Below are 17,373 nucleotides of genomic sequence, written 5' to 3'. Positions count from 1 at the left end.
GGCGCGGTGGGGTCAGGTCAGAGCAGCTTGGCGAGCGCGATGGCGACCAGCAGGGTGAGCATCAGCAGCCGGATCAGCCGGGTCCTGGGGGTCTGCACCGGCCAGGTCAGCCGCATCAGCGCCACCAGCGCGGCGGCCAGCAGCAGGAGCAGCACCCCACCGACCGGGCCCGGGGCGAGCAGGCCCACCAGCACCAGGGCGAGCACGGCCAGGAACACCCCGGTCGGATTCGCCCGGGACAGGCGGGCCAGCAGGGGACTCTGCGTACGCTGCATCCCACAGACTCTACGAGGAGGACGCCCGGTGCTCGTCACCAACCGGTTCGTGGTCGACGAAGACGTCGCCGCCACCTTCACCGAGCGGGCGCACGCCGCCCTCGCCGCGCTCGCCGCCCGCCCGGGATACCTGCGCGGGGAACTGCTGCGGGCGCTCGACGACCCGCGCCACTGGTGCCTGGTCACCGAGTGGGAGTCGGTCGGGGCGTACCGGCGGGCGCTGGGCGGGTTCGACGTCAAGATCCAGGCCACTCCGTTGCTCGCCGAGTCCGTCGACGAGCCCTCGGCGTACGAGACGCTGGCCAGCGCGGGACCGGACGGCGCGGTGACGATCTCCACGAGTGATCGGGCCGCTGGTCCGTACCGCTGACCCTCGGGCACTACCCTCTCGGATATGACCGCACCCGGACCGGCAGCCCCGTCGCCGTACCCCGTGCTGCCCGGCCCCGAGGGGCCGGAGGGGCACGGCGTACCCGCACCACCGGCCGGTCCCGGAGTCGCCCCGCCGTTCGCCGCCCCGCCCACCGAGGGGCGCAGCGCCCGGATGTGGCTCGGCCTCGGCGCCGGGGGCCTCGCCCTGCTGCTCTGCTGCGGCGGCGGGACGGCGACCCTGGTCGGGCTCGCGGTGGCCGGCACCCAGGCGCTCGACGAGCAGGGTCGCGCGGTCACCGGCGACTACTACCGGGCGCTCGTCGACGACCGGTACGCCGAGGCGTACGACCTGCTCTGTCGCGACCTGAAGGAGCGGGAGTCCCGGCCGGAGTTCGACCGGCGGGTGACCGCCGAACCGGCGATCACCTCCTACCGGGTGGGCAGCGTCGACCTGAACGACTTCACCGTTCCGGTCGACGTGGTCCTCGACGGGGGCGGCCGGGAGACCCAGCGGGTGACCCTGTCGCAGAGCACCACCACCGGCCAGTTCGAGATTTGCGGCGTGAGCTGACCAGGTCGGTTCCCCGGAACACCGGCCCGCCCGGCCGGTGCCGGCCCGCCACGCGGGTGGGCAGCTCACCGGGAGTATCCTGCTGAGCTCGGGGCGGTGGTGGCCGTACCGTAGTCCCGAACCTGTCCGGAACCACTCTCTGTCCCCGCCGACCGCCAGTCGGCGTAGGAGGAAACATGCCCGCCGACCGTATCGACGCCGTCGTCAGTCTCGCCAAGCGCCGGGGCTTCGTCTTCCCCTCCAGTGAGATCTACGGAGGTACCCGGTCGGCGTGGGACTACGGTCCGCTCGGTGTGGAACTCAAGGAGAACGTCCGCCGGCAGTGGTGGAAGACCATGGTCCAGCAGCGCGACGACGTGGTCGGTCTCGACTCCGCGGTGATCCTGGCCCGGGACGTCTGGGCCGCCTCCGGTCACCTCGACGCCTTCGTCGACCCGCTGACCGAGTGCCAGTCCTGCCACAAACGGTTCCGGGCGGACCACCTGGAGGAGGCGTACGAGGCCAAGCACGGCGCGCCGCCGGCCTCCCTGGCCGAGCTGAACTGCCCCAACTGCGGCAACAAGGGCACCTTCACCGAGCCGAAGATGTTCAACGGCCTGATGAAGACCTTCCTCGGCCCGGTGGAGAGCGACGAGGGGATGCACTACCTGCGCCCGGAGACCGCGCAGGGCATCTTCGTCAACTACAACAACGTGGCGACCACGGCCCGCAAGAAGCCGCCGTTCGGCATCGCCCAAACCGGCAAGTCGTTCCGCAACGAGATCACCCCGGGCAACTTCATCTTCCGTACGCGCGAGTTCGAGCAGATGGAGATGGAGTTCTTCGTCGAGCCCGGCACCGACGAGCAGTGGCACGAGTACTGGCTCGCCGAGCGCTGGAACTGGTATGTCGACCTCGGGCTCTCCGAGGAGAACATGCGCTTCTACGAGCACCCGAGGGAGAAGCTCTCGCACTACTCGAAGCGGACCGTCGACATCGAGTACCGCTTCCGCTTCGGCGGCACCGAGTTCGCCGAGCTGGAGGGCGTGGCGAACCGGACCGACTTCGACCTCTCCACGCACAGCAAGCACTCCGGGGTCGACCTGTCGTACTTCGACCAGACCAAGGGCGAGCGCTGGGTCCCGTACGTGATCGAGCCGGCCGCCGGCCTCACCCGGGCGGTGCTCGCCTTCCTGCTCGAGGCGTACGACGAGGACGAGGCCCCGAACACCAAGGGCGGGGTGGACAAGCGCACGGTGATGCGCTTCGACCCGCGCCTGGCGCCGGTGAAGGTCGCCGTGCTGCCGCTGTCGCGCAACGAGGCGCTCTCCCCGAAGGCCCGGGGCCTCGCCGCCACCCTGCGCAAGCGCTGGGTGGTCGAGTTCGACGACTCCCAGGCGATCGGCCGCCGGTACCGTCGCCAGGACGAGATCGGCACCCCGTTCTGCGTCACCGTCGACTTCGACACCCTGGACGACGACGCGGTGACCATCCGGGACCGGGACACCATGACCCAGGAGCGGGTCTCCCTCGACCAGGTCGAGCGCTACCTGATCGAGCGCCTCCCCGGCTGCTGAGCACCCCCCGACCCCCCTCCTTACACTTGAGCGGTGAGTGGAGCAGGGGTGTCGGGCGGGTTGCGGCTGGGGCGGCACGAGGTGTGGCCGCCGGTGGTGCTCGCGCCGATGGCCGGCATCACCAACGTCGGGTTCCGCCGGCTCTGTCGGGAACAGGGCGGGGGCATCTACGTCTGCGAGATGATCACCACCACGGCCCTGGTGGAGCGGAACCCGAAGACGCTGCGCATGATCGCCTTCGGCGCCGAGGAACGACCGCGCAGCCTCCAGCTCTACGGCACCGATCCGGAGACCACCGCCGCGGCGGTGCGGATCGTGGTGGAGAAGGACCTCGCCGACCACATCGACCTGAACTTCGGCTGCCCGGTGCCGAAGGTCACCCGTCGGGGCGGAGGCGCGGCGCTGCCGTGGCGGCGTCGGCTCTTCGCCCGGCTGGTGCGGGCCGCGGTGGACGCCGCGTCGCCCGCCGGGGTGCCGGTCACGGTCAAGATGCGCAAGGGCATCGACGACGACCACCTGACGTACGTCGAGGCCGGGCTGGCCGCCCAGGACGCCGGGGTCGCCTGGGTGGCCCTGCACGGGCGGACGGCCGCCCAGCGCTACTCCGGCACCGCCGACTGGGACGCCATCGCCACGCTCAAGCAGGCGCTGGACGTCCCGGTGCTGGGCAACGGCGACATCTGGGAGGCCGACGACGCGTTGCGGATGGTCGCACACACCGGGGTCGACGGGGTGGTGATCGGGCGCGGCTGCCTGGGCCGACCGTGGCTCTTCGCCGACCTGCACGCCGCCTTCGACGGCCGTCCGGAGCGCCGGTTGCCGACCCTCGGCGAGGTGGCCACGACCATGCGTCGGCACGCCGCGCTGCTGGTGGAGCAGTTCACCGCCGGGTCGCGGACGCCGGCCCGGGGCGAGCGGGACGGCTGCACCGACTTCCGCAAGCACGTCGCCTGGTACCTCAAGGGCTTCCCGGTCGGTGGTGAGCTGCGCCGCTCGCTCGCCATGATCGAGAGCCTGGCGCAGCTCGACGACCTGCTCGGCAAGCTCGACCCGGCGGAGCCGTTCCCGCTCGGGGCGCTCGGTCAGCCCCGGGGGCGCACCAACTCGCCCGGCAAGGTGTTCCTGCCCGACGGCTGGCTGGCCAGCCGGGACGACGACCGCGTCCCCGAGGGCGCGGAGCTGGCCGACTCGGGCGGCTGACCGACGGCCGGGCCGGGGTGCGACCGGTGACGGCGGGCAGCAGGCGCGTTCCCGGGGCTCGGCGGCGCACGGGGGTGGCGCCGGAGGGCTGTGACACCCCCCGGCGACCTCCCGCGACTACGACGAGGAGCCGCCGGCCAGCCGGTGGACGAACGCGCGGACCGCCGCCCGGTCCATCGTCAGCCCGACCTCCCGGGCCCGCACGTACGCGGTGGGGGAGAGCGCGGAGGTGACCGCGGCGATCTCGCGGGGGCTGTCGTACGGGTCCATCAGCTCGGGGGAGTAGCCGGCCCGGCCCCCGATGCCGGCCACCGCGCCGAGCAGGACCGCGCCGTCGGCGGCGCGGCCGGTCAGGCCGAGGGTCCCGGCGAGCAGGTGCAGGGCGGCCAGCCAGCCGGTCACGTCCTCCAGGTCGTCCAGCCCCCGGGTCGCGGTCAGGGCCGCCCGGTACGCGTCGTCGGCCGCCCCGGCGTCGGCCGCGACCTTCGCCCGGAACCAGTACGAGGAGCTGACCGACCAGCGGTAGCCGACCCGGGTGCCGACCCGGATGGCCTCGTCCAGGGTCGCTGCGGCGGTCTCCAGGTCGCCCCGGGCGCGGGCCAGGTAGCCGTTGGTGGAGAGCGCCTCGGAGAGCAGCCAGTCCGCACCGGAGCGGCGGGCGTACCGCACCCCGTTCTCGCCGGCCGTCGCCGCCTCCGCGACCCGGCCCCGCATCGCCAGGTAGTACGCCTCGTAGACGTAGGCGCGCGCGACGGGGGCCGGGTCGCCGGCGGCCAGCGCGAGGTCGAGCGCCGCCCGGTTGGCCGATCCGCTCTCCTCCAGCCGCCCGGCGAGGTAGAGCAGGGAGGCCAGTGCGGTCAGCGCGCGGGCCCGGTCGACCAGCGGAGCCCCGGGGGTGGCGTCGATCGTCTCGCGCAGCCAGCGGATCCCCTCGCGCAGGTGACCCCGGTGGTACCAGTACCAGGACAGGTCGGTGGCCAGCCGCATGCCGGCCAGCGACTGGTCGGCGGCGAGGGCGAACGCCAGGGCGGCCCGGGTGTTGGCCTGCTCGGCTCCGAGGGTGCGGTACCAGCGCAGCGCGTCCGGACCACGCAGCCCCCGGTCGGCGGCGCGCGCCAGGTCCAGCGCCCAGTCCAGGTGCCGGTGCCGGAGTCGGTCCCGGTCGACCGGGTCGAGCAGCCGGTCGGCGTAGCCGCGCAGGAGTTGCAGCATCCGGTAGCGGCGTGGCGCGGCGCTGGCCGGGGTGGTGGCCACCAGCGAGCCGGTGATCAGACCGGTGAGCGGGGCCAGGACGTCCCGGCCCGCGCCGGCCACCGCCTCGGCGGCGTCCAGGTCGAAGGTGTCGGCGAAGACGCTGAGCCGGGCGAACAGGTCCTGCTGGGTGCCGTCCAGCAGGCGGTAGCTGTTGTCGATGGCCCGGTCCAGGCTGCGGTGCCGGTCCGGCAGGTCGGGGCTGGTGCCGGTGATGGCCAGGGACCGACCGAGCCGGTCCAGGATCTGCGCCGGGGAGAGGACGGCCAGTTGGGCGGCGGCCAGTTCGACGGCGAGCGGCAGGCCGTCGAGCCGGGCGCAGATCCGGGTCACGACCTCCTGGTCGGCCGGGCCGCACGTCCAGTCCGGGGCGACCGCGCCGGCCCGGTCCAGGAAGAGTTCCACCGCCATCGGGTCGACCGGGAGGGGCGGTACCGGGAAGCGGCGCTCGCCCCGCACGCCGAGCGGACGCTGGCTGGTGGCGAGGACACGAAGGCCGGGCAGGTCGGTGAGCAGCCGCAGCACGACCTCGGCGAGCGCCCCGGTCAGGTGTTCACAGTTGTCCAGCAGCAGCAGAACCTCGGCGTCGCCGACCGTCGTGGCCACCGCGTCCAGGTCGGAGAGGACGGCCAGGCCGAACGCCTGGGCGACGGTCGCCTCCAGCAGGTCGGCGTCGTGCAGGCCGGCGAGTTCGACCACGTGCACCGGCTGGGGGAGCCGACGACAGACCTCCCGGGCGAGGCGGGTCTTCCCGCTGCCGCCCGGTCCGGTGAGCGTGACCAGCCGGTACGTTTCCAACTGCTGCCGGATCCCGGCCAGCTCACGGTCCCGCCCGACGAACCGGTCCAGGGGCAGCACCAGCCGGGACCGGGGCGGGGCGCCGGGTGCGGAGCCGGTGCCCGACGGCGGCGCGCCGACCGGCGCGGCGGGCGGCGCGGCGGGCGCGGTGCCCACCACCGGGGACGGGGTCGTTCCCACCGGCGGTGCCGGGGCGCTCCCGGCCGGCGGTGCCGAGGCGCTCCCGGCCGGCGGTGCCGGGGTGGTTCGGGCGGGCGGCGGGGTGGCCAGCAGCTCCGGGTCCTGCCGCAGGATCGCCTGGGCGAGCGCGGCGAGGTCGTCGCCGGGGTCGAGGCCGAACCCGTCGACCAGCAGCCGCCGGGCCTCGTGGTACGTGGCCAGCGCCTCGCTCTGCCGGCCGTCCCGGTACAGCGCGAGCATCAGGTGGGCGACGCCCCGTTCCCGCAGGGGATGGTCGGCGACGAGCGCGCGGGCCGCGGCGACGCCACCGGTGACGTCCCCGAGCGCGATCATCGCCTCGACCCGGGTCTCGGCGGCGACCAGGCGCAGTTCGTCGAGGCGGACGATCTCGGCCTGGGCGAAGGGCGCGTCGGTGACGTCGAGCAGGGCCGGACCGCGCCACAGCGCGAGCGCCTCCTCGACCCTCCGGTGGCCGGTCGTGGGGTCGCCGGCCGCGAGGGCCGTGCGCGCCCCGGCGAGGAGCCGCTCGAACCGGCGCGCGTCGATCAGGTCCGGGTCGGCGACGAGCCGGTAGCCGGCGGGGTGTCGGCACAGCGTCTCGGCGCCGAGCACCCGGCGCAGCCGGGACACGTACGTCTGGAGCGCGTTCACCGCGCTCGGCGGCGGCTGCCCGGCCCAGACCGCCTCGACGAGACCCTCCACCGAGATGATCCGGTTCGCCTCCAGCAGCAGCGCGGCCAGCGCCGTCCGCGGCTTGGGGCCACCGATGGCGAGACTCCGCCCGCCGTCGGTGACCTCGGTCGGCCCCAGGACCCAGAACTCCACGACTCCCCCTCACGACCGCCGGCCGCCCCTGCGGCGGTCCACATCGCACCGTCGCCGGCTCTAGTCCCGGACGCGCCGACGAGTCGGGATGGTTGCCAACCCACTGCACGCGGATTGCGAGTGATTTCTGACAGTCTCGGCCCGCACGTCCGGCTTCCCCCGACCCCCGCCGGATCCGTACCGCCGATCGGGAGCACGAGGTGGAGAGATGGCCGCAGTGGTGTCGCAGGTGAGCGCGGAGGGGCCGGCACGGCCCGCGCGCGACCCGGGGCCGGAGGGACCGGCGGAGCCGGTGCGGGCGCGGCCTCCGCTACGTCGTGGTGCCCCGCGCGGAGGGCCGGCGATGGCCCGGCACCTGGCCGTGGTGCCGTCCGGGGCGGCGGTCGGTCCGGCGACCGACCGGGTCGAGCGGGCCGGTGGGCGATCCGCCGACGGCGGTCGACCGTCCCCGTGCCTTACGCCGCCGGGGGCCGGTGACCCGGCGGACGCGGCCATCCGGGTGGTCGTGGTCGACGACCACCCGGTGTTCCGGCTGGGACTGGCGGCGCTGCTCGACTCGCTGCCCGGCCTGGGGGTGGCCGGCGTCTCCGGTGACGTCCCCGGTGCGCCCGCCCTGGTCGACCGGTACCGGCCGGACGTGGTCGTCATCGACCCGCACCTGGCCCGCGGAGCCGGGGCGGGGACCGTCCGGGACGTCGCGGCCCGGCACCCCGGCACCGGTGTGCTGGTGGTGACCATGCTCGACGACGACGAGTCGGTGCTCGCCGCGCTCCGCGCCGGGGCCCGGGGCTACCTGCTGAAGGGGGCCGCCCCGGCCGAGCTGGAGCGGGCCGTCCGGGCGGTGGCCAACGGCGAGGTGCTGCTCGGCCCCGGCGTCGCCGGCCGGGCGGTGCGACGGCTCGCCGACGCGCGTGCGGGCGGTCCGCCGCCCCTGCCGGAGCTGACCGGACGCGAGCGGGAGGTGCTGGACCTGGTCGCCCAGGGGCTGACCAACGTCCTGGTCGCCCGGCGGCTGGGCCTGAGTCCGAAGACCGTCCGCAACCACCTCTCCACCGTGCTGTGCAAGCTCCAGGTCACCGACCGCGGCGAGGCCGTGAGGCGGGCCCGGCAGGCCGGGCTCGGTCAGCTTCCCGCGCTGCGGGGCGCGGGCACCACGGCCACCGGCCAGGGCACCTCCGGACAGCGGTGGTAGCCGGTGCCGGCGGTCTCCCAGCGCGGCCCCTGGGCGGCCAGCCGTCGGCGGAACCCGGTCCAGTCGTGACTGGCGCGCGGTGACCAGCCCAGTTCGGCGATGGCGGGCAGCCGGGGCAGGAGCATGTGTTCGAGTTCGGCGCGGGAGGTGACGTACTCCGTCCACAGTGGTGCGGCGACGCCGAGCACCGCCCCGGCCGGGACGTCGTCCAGGTAGCCGGTCGGATCCCAGTCGTACGCCCGGCGCACGTCGATGGCACCGGCCCAGTCGTGCCCGACCGGGCTGTCCGGGGTGTACCGCATGTCCAGGTAGGTCCGGTCGGCGGGGGACATCACCAGCCGCGCGCCCCGGCGGACCGCGTCGGCCACCACCGGGTCGTCGGCGGTACGCCCCCAGAACTGGAGCACCCGACCGGGCGCGTGCGGGGCCGGGGCGATCTGGTGCCAGCCCAGCACGGTCTTGCCGGTGCTGGCGACGATCCTCTGCACCCGGTCCACGAAGCGGGCGTACGCGTCGGCCGGCACCTTGAACGCCTCGTCCCCGCCGATGTGCAGGTACGGGCCGGGGGTGAGCGCGGCGACCTCGCCGAGCACGTCGGCGACGAAGGAGTAGGTCAGCTCGCGGTCCGGGTCGAGGTAGCTGAACCCGACCTCGGTGCCGGTGTACGGCGGCGGCGCGACCCCGTCCGGCGCGAGCCGTCCGTACGCGGTCAGCGCCGCGTGGGTGTGTCCGGGCAGGTCGATCTCCGGCACCACGGTGACGTGCCGCTCGGCGGCGTACCCGACGATCCGCCGGTAGTCGTCCCGGCTGTACCACCCGCCGGGGCCGCCGCCGACCGCCGTGGCGCCGCCGACCTCGGTCAGCCGGGGCCAGGACTCGACCGCGATCCGCCAGCCCTGGTCGTCGGTGAGGTGCAGGTGCAGGTGGTTGAGCTTGTACCGGGCCAGGTGGTCGACGACCCGCAGCACCTCGTCCACCGCGAAGAAGTGTCGGGCCACGTCGAGCATCGCGCCCCGGTAGCCGAACCGGGGCCGGTCGGCGATCGTGCCGCCGGGCAGCACCCAGGGGCCGGCCACCGGGGTCGGGCTCTCCACGGCGGCGGGGAGGAGTTGGCGCAGCGTCTGTACCCCGTGTCCCAGCCCGGCCGGGGTGGCGGCGGTGAGGCGTACCCCGGTGCGGTCGATGTCGAGCCGGTAGCCCTCGGGGCCGAGATCCGGGTCGACCAGGGCGAGGGTGATCGCGCCGGTGGCCGGGCCGGTCGGGCCGACGGTGACCGGTAGCGGGAACCCGGTGGCCGGCCGGAGCAGCGCGGCGAGCTGGTCGGCCGCCGCGCGGGCCGCCGGCTCGCCGTGGATCACCGTCTGCTCGGCCAGCCGGAAGTCGGCACCCGGCACCGGCCGGACGTGGGCCGGCGCGGGGAGCACGTCGCCGAGCGCCACGGTGGCGCTGTGGCCGGGAGCGGAGGTGGCGACCACGGCACCCGGAACGACAGCCGGGCCGGGGGCGCGTTCGGCGGTGGGGAGTTGGCCGGCGGCGAGGGCGGCGGCGTCGCCGGCCAGGTCGGCGGCGGTCGGCTCGCGCGTTCCGGCGAGCGGGTCCGGGCCGGTGGCCGGCGCGGAGGAAGGGGTGGTGGACACGGGGCCTCCGGGTGGCGGGCAACGGCGGCACAGCTGTCCACCAAGCGTACGAGAGAACCGTTGAACTGCGTGAACGTGCGCGTGGAAGCGTTCTCACCAACCCGTACGATCGCGGACAGTCGTGATGACTGTGCCGATTGTCACCGGATGCTCCCGGGCGGCCGTCCGGTCGCTTAACCTTCGCCCACCGGTGCCCGTCCACCCGGATTACCCGCCGGTGACCTCGGGGTATATGGGCAACTGAACCTTCGTTAAGTGTCCGACGGCGTGCGCGTGGAGGTCTGGTGGCAGTGCAGGGAACCGTGGAACGCAAGTACGTCTACGACTTCGCCGAGGGGAACAGGGACCTCAAGGACCTGCTCGGCGGCAAGGGGGCGAACCTGGCGGAGATGACCAACCTCGGTCTGCCCGTTCCGCCCGGCTTCACCATCACCACCGAGGCGTGCCAGGAGTACCTCGCCACCGGCCGGGAGCCGGACGGCCTGGCCGAGCAGGTCGCCGCCCACCTGACCGCGCTGGAGCGGTCGATGGGCCGCTGCCTCGGCGACCCGGACGACCCGCTGCTGGTGTCCGTCCGGTCCGGGGCGAAGTTCTCCATGCCCGGCATGATGGAGACCGTCCTGAACGTCGGCCTCAACGACCGCAGCGTGGTGGGACTCGCCCGCCAGGCCGCCGGTGCGGGAGGCCAGGCGGCCTCCGCTGGCTCGACTGACCGGGCCGGCTCGGCCGGCGCGGACCGGTTCGCCTGGGACTCGTACCGCCGGTTGATCCAGATGTTCGGCAAGACCGTCTGCGAGGTGCCGGGGGAGGAGTTCGAGCACGCGCTCGACGACGTCAAGCAGGCCCGGGGCATCCGCGACGACGTCGAGCTGGACGCCGACGACCTGCGCGGGCTGGTCGACACGTACAAGAAGATCTTCCGGAAGCACACCGGCCGGGACTTCCCGCAGGAGCCGCGCGAGCAGCTCGACCTGGCCGTCCGCGCGGTCTTCGACTCGTGGAACGCCGAGCGGGCGGTGCTCTACCGGCGGCAGGAGCGCATTCCCGCCGACCTCGGCACGGCGGTCAACGTGGTCGCCATGGTCTTCGGCAACCTCGGTCCGGACTCCGGCACCGGGGTCGCCTTCACCCGGGACCCGGCCAGCGGCGCGCAGGGCCTCTACGGCGACTACCTGGCCAACGCCCAGGGCGAGGACGTGGTGGCGGGGATCCGCAACACGATCCCGTTGCAGGATCTGGAACGACTCGACAAGCGCTCCTACGACGAGCTGCTCGACATCATGGCCCGGCTGGAGCGGCACTACCGGGACCTGTGCGACATCGAGTTCACCATCGAACGCGGCAAGCTCTGGATGCTCCAGACCCGGGTCGGCAAGCGCACCGCGGCGGCGGCCTTCGTCATCGCCGGCCAACTCGTCGACGAGGGGCTGATCGACCTGGACGAGGCGTTGCACCGGGTGAACGGTGCCCAGCTCGCCCAGCTCATGTTCCCCCGGTTCCAGCTCGACCACGAGGTGCAGGCGGTCGCGCGCGGGATCGGGGCCTCGCCGGGCGCGGCCGTCGGCACGGTGGTCTTCACCTCCGCCCGCGCCGTCGAGCTGGCCGCCGAGGGGCAGCGGGTGATCCTGGTCCGCCGGGAGACCAACCCGGACGACCTCCAGGGCATGATCGCCGCCCAGGGCATCCTCACCTCCCGGGGTGGCAAGACCAGCCACGCCGCGGTGGTCGCCCGGGGCATGGGCAAGACCTGTGTGTCCGGCGCGGACGCGTTGGACGTGGACGTCCCGGGGCGACGGTTCACCGTCGCCGGGCGGACCGTCAGCGAGGGCGACGTCGTGTCGATCGACGGCACCACCGGCAACATCTACCTCGGCGAGGTGCCGGTGATGCCGTCGGAGGTGGTGCAGTACTTCGAGGGGAGCCTCGACCCGGAGCACATCGACAACGCGCTGGTGCGTGCCGTACACCGGATCATGACGCACGCCGACCAGCGACGCCGGCTGGCGGTCCGGGCGAACGCCGACACCGGCGCGGACGCCGCCCGGGCGCGGCGGTTCGGGGCGCAGGGCATCGGGCTGTGCCGCACAGAGCACATGTTCCTCGGGGAGCGGCGGGAGCTGGTCGAGCGGCTGATCCTGGCCCGCACCGACGACGAGCGGGAGAGGGCGCTCGCCGCGCTGCTGCCGTTGCAGCGGGCCGACTTCGTGGAGATCTTCCGCGAGATGGACGGGCTGCCGGTCACCGTGCGGCTGATCGACCCGCCGCTGCACGAGTTCCTGCCGCCGCTGGAGCAGCTCGCGGTGAACGTCGCGGTCGCCCAGGAGCGCGGCGAGGACGTGGCACAGGAGGAGGCGCTGCTCGCCGCGGTACGACGGATGCACGAGGAGAACCCGATGCTCGGCCTCCGGGGCGTCCGCCTCGGTCTGGTCATCCCCGGCCTGTTCGCGATGCAGGTCCGGGCCATCACCGAGGCCGCTGTGCAGTGTGCCCGGGACGGCCTCACCGCCCGGCCGGAGATCATGGTCCCGCTGGTCGGCGCGGTTCAGGAGCTGGAGACGGTACGCGCCGAGGCGGAGCGGATCATCGCCGACGTGGTCGGGGACAGCGGCGTCGAGGTGCTGATCGGCACCATGATCGAGGTGCCCCGGGCGGCGCTGACCGCCGGCCAGATCGCCGAGGCGGCCCAGTTCTTCTCCTTCGGCACCAACGACCTCACCCAGATGGGCTGGGGCTTCTCCCGGGACGACGTCGAGGGCGCGTTCTTCTGGCGGTACCTGGAGCTGGGCATCTTCGGCATCTCCCCGTTCGAGTCGCTCGACCGGGACGGGGTCGGGCGGCTGGTGCGGATCGCCGCCGAGGAGGGACGGGCCGCCCGGCCGGACCTCAAGCTCGGCGTCTGCGGCGAGCATGGCGGCGACCCGGACTCGGTGCACTTCTTCCACGAGGTGGGACTGGACTACGTCTCCTGCTCGCCGTTCCGGGTGCCGGTGGCCCGGCTGGAGGCCGGCCGCGCGGTGGTGGAGACCACCGGCTCCGACAGCCGCTGACCCCCGCCCGACGTCGGCGGTCCGGCCGCTTCGGGCATCGGCGGGTCGGCTGCCCGACCGTGCGGGACGACGGGTCGGCAGCGGGCGGCCGGTTCAGCGCGACGCCGGGGGACCGGTGGGGGGCTCGTCCTTCCCCCACCGGTCCCCGGCACCCCCGGCGATCAGATCAGGGGCCGGTGCCAACCACCCGGAGCGGTGGAGCGACGCAGGTGGGCCGGGATGGTCGCCAGTGGCGTCCGGACGGTCAGCGGGCCGGGCGTGATCGGCGGCTGGGGCTCGTCGTACCCCCGGCGGTGGGCGTCGAAGTACCCGCCGGTGCGCCGGGCCACCGCGCGGGCCTCCTCGCGCAGCGTCTCCGGATCGGCGTCCGGGCCGGCGACCAGGGTGAGCAGCGCGTGTCGTCCGGCCGGGTAGATGACCACCTGCCCGTCGGTCATGCGGACCACGTGCTCCCGGAACTCGCCCCGGTTGGCCGCCTGCGCCACCCGCTGACCGAGGCCGAAACTGGCGGCGGCGAGCGCGGCCAGGTGGGCCGCCTCCGTCGCCGGCAGGTCACTGGCGATCAGCAGGCCGTCCGTGCCGGCCAGGACCGCGCCGCAGACCTCGGGCCGGTTCGACCGCAACCGGCGCAGCTCCGCGTCCATCAGGGTGCCAGCGTTCACGATCGCCCTCCCCAGGGTCGCTCCGACGTACCGGCCGGATGACGCCGGTGACGTTCCGCTCCTGGAAAGCTACCGGCGGCCACGGAAGGCTGCGATCCCGTAACGGGCCGCAATCGGTCCGCAACCGAGGGCCGATCGGCCGATGGGTCGTCCGCCGAACGTTGTGGACCGGTCCCGGCGTGGCCGGTCCGGCGGCACCACGTCGCCGAGCCCCGGCGACCCGGCGGGCGTAACCTGGGCTGGCCGGTGACACCGCTGTCCCGCAGTCGAAGGAGGGCCGCATGACCAGCGTCTGGGAGAGCCTGACGATCGACGCCGAGGACCCGGCCCGGCTGGCCCGCTGGTGGGCCGAGGCCCTCGGTTACCAGGTCGTCCACGAGCGGCCGGACGCGGTGGAGATCCGCGCCACGGTGCCCCGGGCGCCCGCGATCGTGTTCGTTCCGGTCGCCGACGGCAAGACCACCAGGAACCGGCTCCACCTCGACCTGCGTCCCGAGGACCAGGAGGCCGAGGTGGAGCGGTTGGTCGACATGGGCGCGCGCCACGTCGACATCGGACGCAACGGCTCCGGGTGGACGATGCTCGCCGACCCCGAGGGAAACGAGTTCCGCGTCCTGCGGCAGCGCGACCTGGCCGGCTGACCGGCTTGGGCACCGACCTCGGCGGGGCACCGGACCCGGCGGACCGCGAGCGGTGGGTGCCCGAGTCGCCCAAGGACACCGGTTCCGGGCGTGGCCCGTACGAGCGGGACCGGGCGCGGGTGCTGCACTCCGCGGCCTTCCGGCGGCTCGCCGCCAAGACCCAGGTGCACACCGCCGGCACCGACGACTTCCTGCGTACCCGGCTCACCCACTCGCTCGAGGTGGCCCAGATCGGCCGCGAGATGGGTGCCCGGCTCGGCTGCGACCCGGACGTGGTGGACACCGCCGGGCTCGCCCACGACCTCGGGCATCCGCCCTTCGGGCACAACGGCGAGTCGGCCCTCGACGGGCTGGCCGCCGACTGCGGCGGCTTCGAGGGCAACGCGCAGACCCTGCGGGTGCTGACCCGGCTGGAGGCCAAGGTGCTCGCCCCGGACGGCCGCTCGGCCGGGCTCAACCTGACCCGCGCCTCGCTCGACGCGGTCGCCAAGTACCCGTGGGCGCGGCGCGCCGGGGAGCGCAAGTTCGGGGTCTACCCGGATGACCGGGCGGTCTTCGACTGGCTTCGCGCCGGGGCTCCCGCCGGCCGGCGACGCTGCCTGGAGGCGCAGGTGATGGACTGGGCCGACGACGTGGCCTACTCGGTGCACGACGTGGAGGACGGCATCCACGGCGGCTACCTGACGCTCCGGCCGCTGCTGCGGGACGCCGACGAGCGGGCCGCGCTCTGCGCCGACGTCGTCGCCGCCTACTCCGCCGAGAGCGCCGCCGACCTCGGTGCGGTCCTGGCCGACCTGCTCGCCGACCCGGTGCTCGGGCCGGTCGTCGACTACGACGGCAGCCACCGTGCCCAGGTCGCGCTGAAGGCGACGACCAGCACGCTCACCGGACGGTTCGTGGCGGGGGCGGTCCGCGCGACCCGGGACCGTCACGGTCCCGGTCCGCACCGCCGCTACGCCGCCGACCTGGTGGTGCCCCGGCGGATCCGCGCCCAGTGCGCGCTGCTCAAGGGCATCGCCCTGCGGTACGTGATGCGTCGTGCGGGTGCGCAGGCCCGCTACGCCCGGCAGCGGGAGGTGCTCGCCGACCTGGTCCGGATGCTCGCCGACCGGGGGGCGGACGCCCTGGACCCGGTCTTCGCCCCGCTGTGGCGGGCCGCTCCGGACGACCCCGCCCGACTGCGGGTGGTGGTGGACCAGGTCGCCTCGCTCACCGACCCGGCGGCGGTGGCCTGGCACGCCCGACTGGTCGGCTGAGCCGGCGGTGCCCTGCGGGACTGACCGGAAGCCGACTGGGTCCAGCCGCCGGGTTAGGTTAGCCTAACCAGCATGACGGAGCGTCCGAAGAAGGTCACCACCACCACCACCGCGCACGTCGTGCGCACCGAGCGGCCCACCCCGCACGTGATCCGCCTGGTGCTGGGCGGGGACGGGCTGGTCGGCCTGCCGGTGGGCGAGTACACCGATCACTACGTCAAGCTGCTCTTCCCCCAGCCGGGCGTGGTGTACCCGGCACCGTTCGACCTGGACACGATCCGGCGGAGCCTGCCCCGCGAGCAGTGGCCCCGGCTGCGCGCCTACACCGTGCGCGCCTGGGACCCGGTGGTCACCGAGCTGACGATCGACATCGTGCATCACGGCGACGCGGGGGTGGCCGGGCCATGGGCCGCCGCTCTGCGTCCCGGTGATCCGGTCCACTTCGTCGGGCCCGGCGGGGCCTACGCGCCGAGCCCGGAGGCCGACTGGCACCTGCTGGTCGGCGACGAGAGCGCCCTGCCGGCCATCGCGGCGTCGCTGGAGCGCCTGCCGCTCGACGCGCCGGCCCGGGTGTTCCTCGAGATCGACGGCCCGGCCGAGGAACAGCCGTTGCCGAGTCCGGGTGCGGTCGAGCTGGTCTGGCTGCACCGTGGCGACCGTCCGGTCGGCGAGGCGCTGGTCGCGGCGGTGCGGGCCCTGGAGTTCCCACCCGGCGAGGTGCACGCCTTCGTGCACGGTGAGGCGGGCGTCGTCAAGGAGTTGCGCCGGCTGCTCCGCGTCGAGCGGGCGGTGCCCCGGGAGATGCTCTCCATCTCCGGCTACTGGCGGCGCGGCTACACCGACGAGGGTTGGCGGGCCAGCAAGCCGGACTGGAATCGTCAGGTCGAGGTGGAGGAGACCGCCGCCATCGGTTGAGCGACGCTGGCAGCTCTTGATCAACGTTCACGAGCGTCGATATATTGGCCCCTCCGTCCGGCACCGGGCGGTACGTGACGGTCACCGCGGCCGGAACCGGAGGAGGGGCGCCATGTGCGACATGGACAGTGGGATGGACCGGCGGACACTGCTGCGGGGGGCCGCCGCCGGTGCGGTGGTGCTGGGCGGCGCGGCGGTGGGTCTCGGCGGCGCGCTCGCGGTGGGCACTCCGGCGTACGCCTCCGGCTTCTACAACCCCTTCACCGGCTACCGGATCTCCGACGGGTGGCAGGCCCACCTCGACCGGGGTTCCCTCGGCGGCATCGACTACGTGATGTCGGTGGGCACCCGGCTGCCGGCCTGCGGCGGCGGCACCATCCAGAACACCCCGAACAACGGCACCGGCGGGCACACCGTCACGATCCGCCACCCCAACGGCTACCGCAGCCAGTACATGCACCTGTCCGCGTTCAGCCTCGGCAACGGCGCGGTGGTCAATGCCGGGGCGACGGTCGGGCTCTCCGGCGGCGCGGCCGGCGCACCCGGTTCCGGCTCCTCCACCGGCCCGCACGTGCACTGGCACATGATCAACCCGTCCGGGGTGCGGATCAACCCGCTGACCTACCTCGCCGGGATCGGCGGCACGCTGCCGAAGACCTCCACCGAGTCCGACGGGATCCCCGGCCCGATCATGTGGCAGCGGGCGCAGAACTGGCTGCGGATGGACCACGGCTACACCGGCCCGATCGACGGGGCGCCCGGGGCGAACACGTACGCCGCCCTCCAGCGGGCGATGCGCGGATACGGCTACACCGGCCCGATCGACGGCGTGCCCGGGACGCAGACCTGGGCGGCCGTGCAGCGGCTCGCCTCCCGTTGGGGCTACACCGGTCCGATCGACGGCGTGATGGGCGCGAACTCGTGGCGCGGCTTCGCCCGCTTCCTCAACCAGGACCGCTTCGACCGGACGGCCTGACGGAGACGCCGCTCCGGCG

The 17,373-nt window shown here is 74.2% G+C and carries 14 protein-coding genes; 10 read left to right on the top strand and 4 right to left on the bottom strand.

Annotated features, from left to right (window positions below; translation table 11 throughout):
- Window positions 1-17 precede the first annotated feature (17 nt).
- Window positions 18-275, bottom strand: coding sequence for a DUF6703 family protein (locus tag AB0F58_RS25605; RefSeq protein WP_357147829.1), 258 nt, complete (start codon window positions 273-275; stop codon window positions 18-20).
- Between the two features lie 28 nt (window positions 276-303).
- Between AB0F58_RS25605 and AB0F58_RS25600 the strand changes: the two genes are divergently transcribed.
- The 4 genes from AB0F58_RS25600 (at window position 304) to dusB (ending at window position 3,974) form a co-directional block, all read left to right on the top strand.
- Window positions 304-645, top strand: a complete 342-nt coding sequence (locus tag AB0F58_RS25600; RefSeq protein ID WP_357147826.1) for an antibiotic biosynthesis monooxygenase family protein — start codon at window positions 304-306, stop codon at window positions 643-645.
- Between the two features lie 24 nt (window positions 646-669).
- Window positions 670-1,218 (top strand): hypothetical protein, encoded by a 549-nt coding sequence (locus tag AB0F58_RS25595; RefSeq protein ID WP_357147824.1) that lies wholly within the window; start codon window positions 670-672, stop codon window positions 1,216-1,218.
- A 176-nt stretch (window positions 1,219-1,394) separates the two neighbouring features.
- Window positions 1,395-2,774, top strand: a complete 1,380-nt coding sequence (locus AB0F58_RS25590) for a glycine--tRNA ligase (RefSeq protein WP_357147821.1) — start codon at window positions 1,395-1,397, stop codon at window positions 2,772-2,774.
- Window positions 2,775-2,807: 33 nt separating this feature from the next.
- A complete protein-coding gene (gene dusB, locus AB0F58_RS25585) occupies window positions 2,808-3,974 on the top strand; it encodes a tRNA dihydrouridine synthase DusB (protein WP_357147819.1) in 1,167 nt (388 codons plus the stop codon).
- A 117-nt stretch (window positions 3,975-4,091) separates the two neighbouring features.
- On the opposite strand, the gene AB0F58_RS25580 is transcribed toward dusB, so the two are convergent.
- A complete protein-coding gene (locus tag AB0F58_RS25580) occupies window positions 4,092-7,028 on the bottom strand; it encodes a BTAD domain-containing putative transcriptional regulator (protein WP_357147815.1) in 2,937 nt (978 codons plus the stop codon).
- A 343-nt stretch (window positions 7,029-7,371) separates the two neighbouring features.
- Here AB0F58_RS25580 and AB0F58_RS25575 point away from each other — a divergent pair, with 343 nt between their 5' ends.
- Window positions 7,372-8,220 carry a response regulator transcription factor gene (locus tag AB0F58_RS25575; RefSeq protein ID WP_357147812.1) on the top strand — a complete coding sequence of 283 codons (849 nt, stop codon included), beginning with the start codon at window positions 7,372-7,374 and terminating at the stop codon, window positions 8,218-8,220.
- Here AB0F58_RS25575 and AB0F58_RS25570 read toward each other — a convergent pair.
- A complete protein-coding gene (locus AB0F58_RS25570) occupies window positions 8,151-9,857 on the bottom strand; it encodes a beta-N-acetylhexosaminidase (RefSeq protein ID WP_357147809.1) in 1,707 nt (568 codons plus the stop codon). The two genes, AB0F58_RS25575 and AB0F58_RS25570, sit on opposite strands and share 70 nt — an antisense overlap.
- A gap of 284 nt (window positions 9,858-10,141) precedes the next feature.
- On the opposite strand from AB0F58_RS25570, the gene ppdK reads away from it, so the two are divergent.
- Window positions 10,142-12,904, top strand: coding sequence for a pyruvate, phosphate dikinase (ppdK, locus tag AB0F58_RS25565; protein WP_357147805.1), 2,763 nt, complete (start codon window positions 10,142-10,144; stop codon window positions 12,902-12,904).
- Window positions 12,905-13,065: 161 nt separating this feature from the next.
- Here the strand turns inward: ppdK and AB0F58_RS25560 are convergent, their stop codons facing one another.
- Window positions 13,066-13,566 carry a roadblock/LC7 domain-containing protein gene (locus AB0F58_RS25560; RefSeq protein WP_357147803.1) on the bottom strand — a complete coding sequence of 167 codons (501 nt, stop codon included), beginning with the start codon at window positions 13,564-13,566 and terminating at the stop codon, window positions 13,066-13,068.
- 281 nt (window positions 13,567-13,847) lie between these two features.
- On the opposite strand from AB0F58_RS25560, the gene AB0F58_RS25555 reads away from it, so the two are divergent.
- From AB0F58_RS25555 to AB0F58_RS25540, 4 genes are all read left to right on the top strand, one after another.
- The gene (locus AB0F58_RS25555; protein WP_357147800.1) at window positions 13,848-14,207 is read left to right on the top strand and encodes a VOC family protein; all 360 of its coding nucleotides are present in this window, start codon (window positions 13,848-13,850) and stop codon (window positions 14,205-14,207) included.
- A gap of 5 nt (window positions 14,208-14,212) precedes the next feature.
- Entirely contained in the window at window positions 14,213-15,463 is a 1,251-nt protein-coding gene (locus AB0F58_RS25550) for a deoxyguanosinetriphosphate triphosphohydrolase (RefSeq protein WP_357147797.1), read from the top strand.
- Between the two features lie 72 nt (window positions 15,464-15,535).
- Window positions 15,536-16,378, top strand: a complete 843-nt coding sequence (locus tag AB0F58_RS25545; protein WP_357147794.1) for a siderophore-interacting protein — start codon at window positions 15,536-15,538, stop codon at window positions 16,376-16,378.
- 112 nt (window positions 16,379-16,490) lie between these two features.
- The gene (locus AB0F58_RS25540) at window positions 16,491-17,354 is read left to right on the top strand and encodes a peptidoglycan DD-metalloendopeptidase family protein (RefSeq protein ID WP_357147792.1); all 864 of its coding nucleotides are present in this window, start codon (window positions 16,491-16,493) and stop codon (window positions 17,352-17,354) included.
- Window positions 17,355-17,373 lie beyond the last annotated feature (19 nt).

The sequence above is a fragment of the Micromonospora sp. NPDC023956 genome (assembly GCF_040639195.1).
Taxonomy (GTDB): Bacteria; Actinomycetota; Actinomycetes; order Mycobacteriales; family Micromonosporaceae; genus Micromonospora.
This window is presented reverse-complemented; position numbering and strand designations above follow the sequence as displayed.

Excerpts from the sequence above, each read along its gene's own strand:
- AB0F58_RS25595 (WP_357147824.1), top strand. The coding sequence starts at position 670 with ATGACCGCACCCGGACCGGCAGCCCCGTCGCCGTACCCCGTGCTGCCC.
- AB0F58_RS25540 (WP_357147792.1), top strand. The coding sequence starts at position 16,491 with ATGTGCGACATGGACAGTGGGATGGACCGGCGGACACTGCTGCGGGGG.
- AB0F58_RS25575 (WP_357147812.1), top strand. The coding sequence starts at position 7,372 with ATGGCCCGGCACCTGGCCGTGGTGCCGTCCGGGGCGGCGGTCGGTCCG.
- AB0F58_RS25590 (WP_357147821.1), top strand. The coding sequence starts at position 1,395 with ATGCCCGCCGACCGTATCGACGCCGTCGTCAGTCTCGCCAAGCGCCGG.
- AB0F58_RS25605 (WP_357147829.1), bottom strand. The coding sequence starts at position 275 with ATGCAGCGTACGCAGAGTCCCCTGCTGGCCCGCCTGTCCCGGGCGAAT.
- AB0F58_RS25545 (WP_357147794.1), top strand. The coding sequence starts at position 15,536 with ATGACGGAGCGTCCGAAGAAGGTCACCACCACCACCACCGCGCACGTC.
- AB0F58_RS25555 (WP_357147800.1), top strand. The coding sequence starts at position 13,848 with ATGACCAGCGTCTGGGAGAGCCTGACGATCGACGCCGAGGACCCGGCC.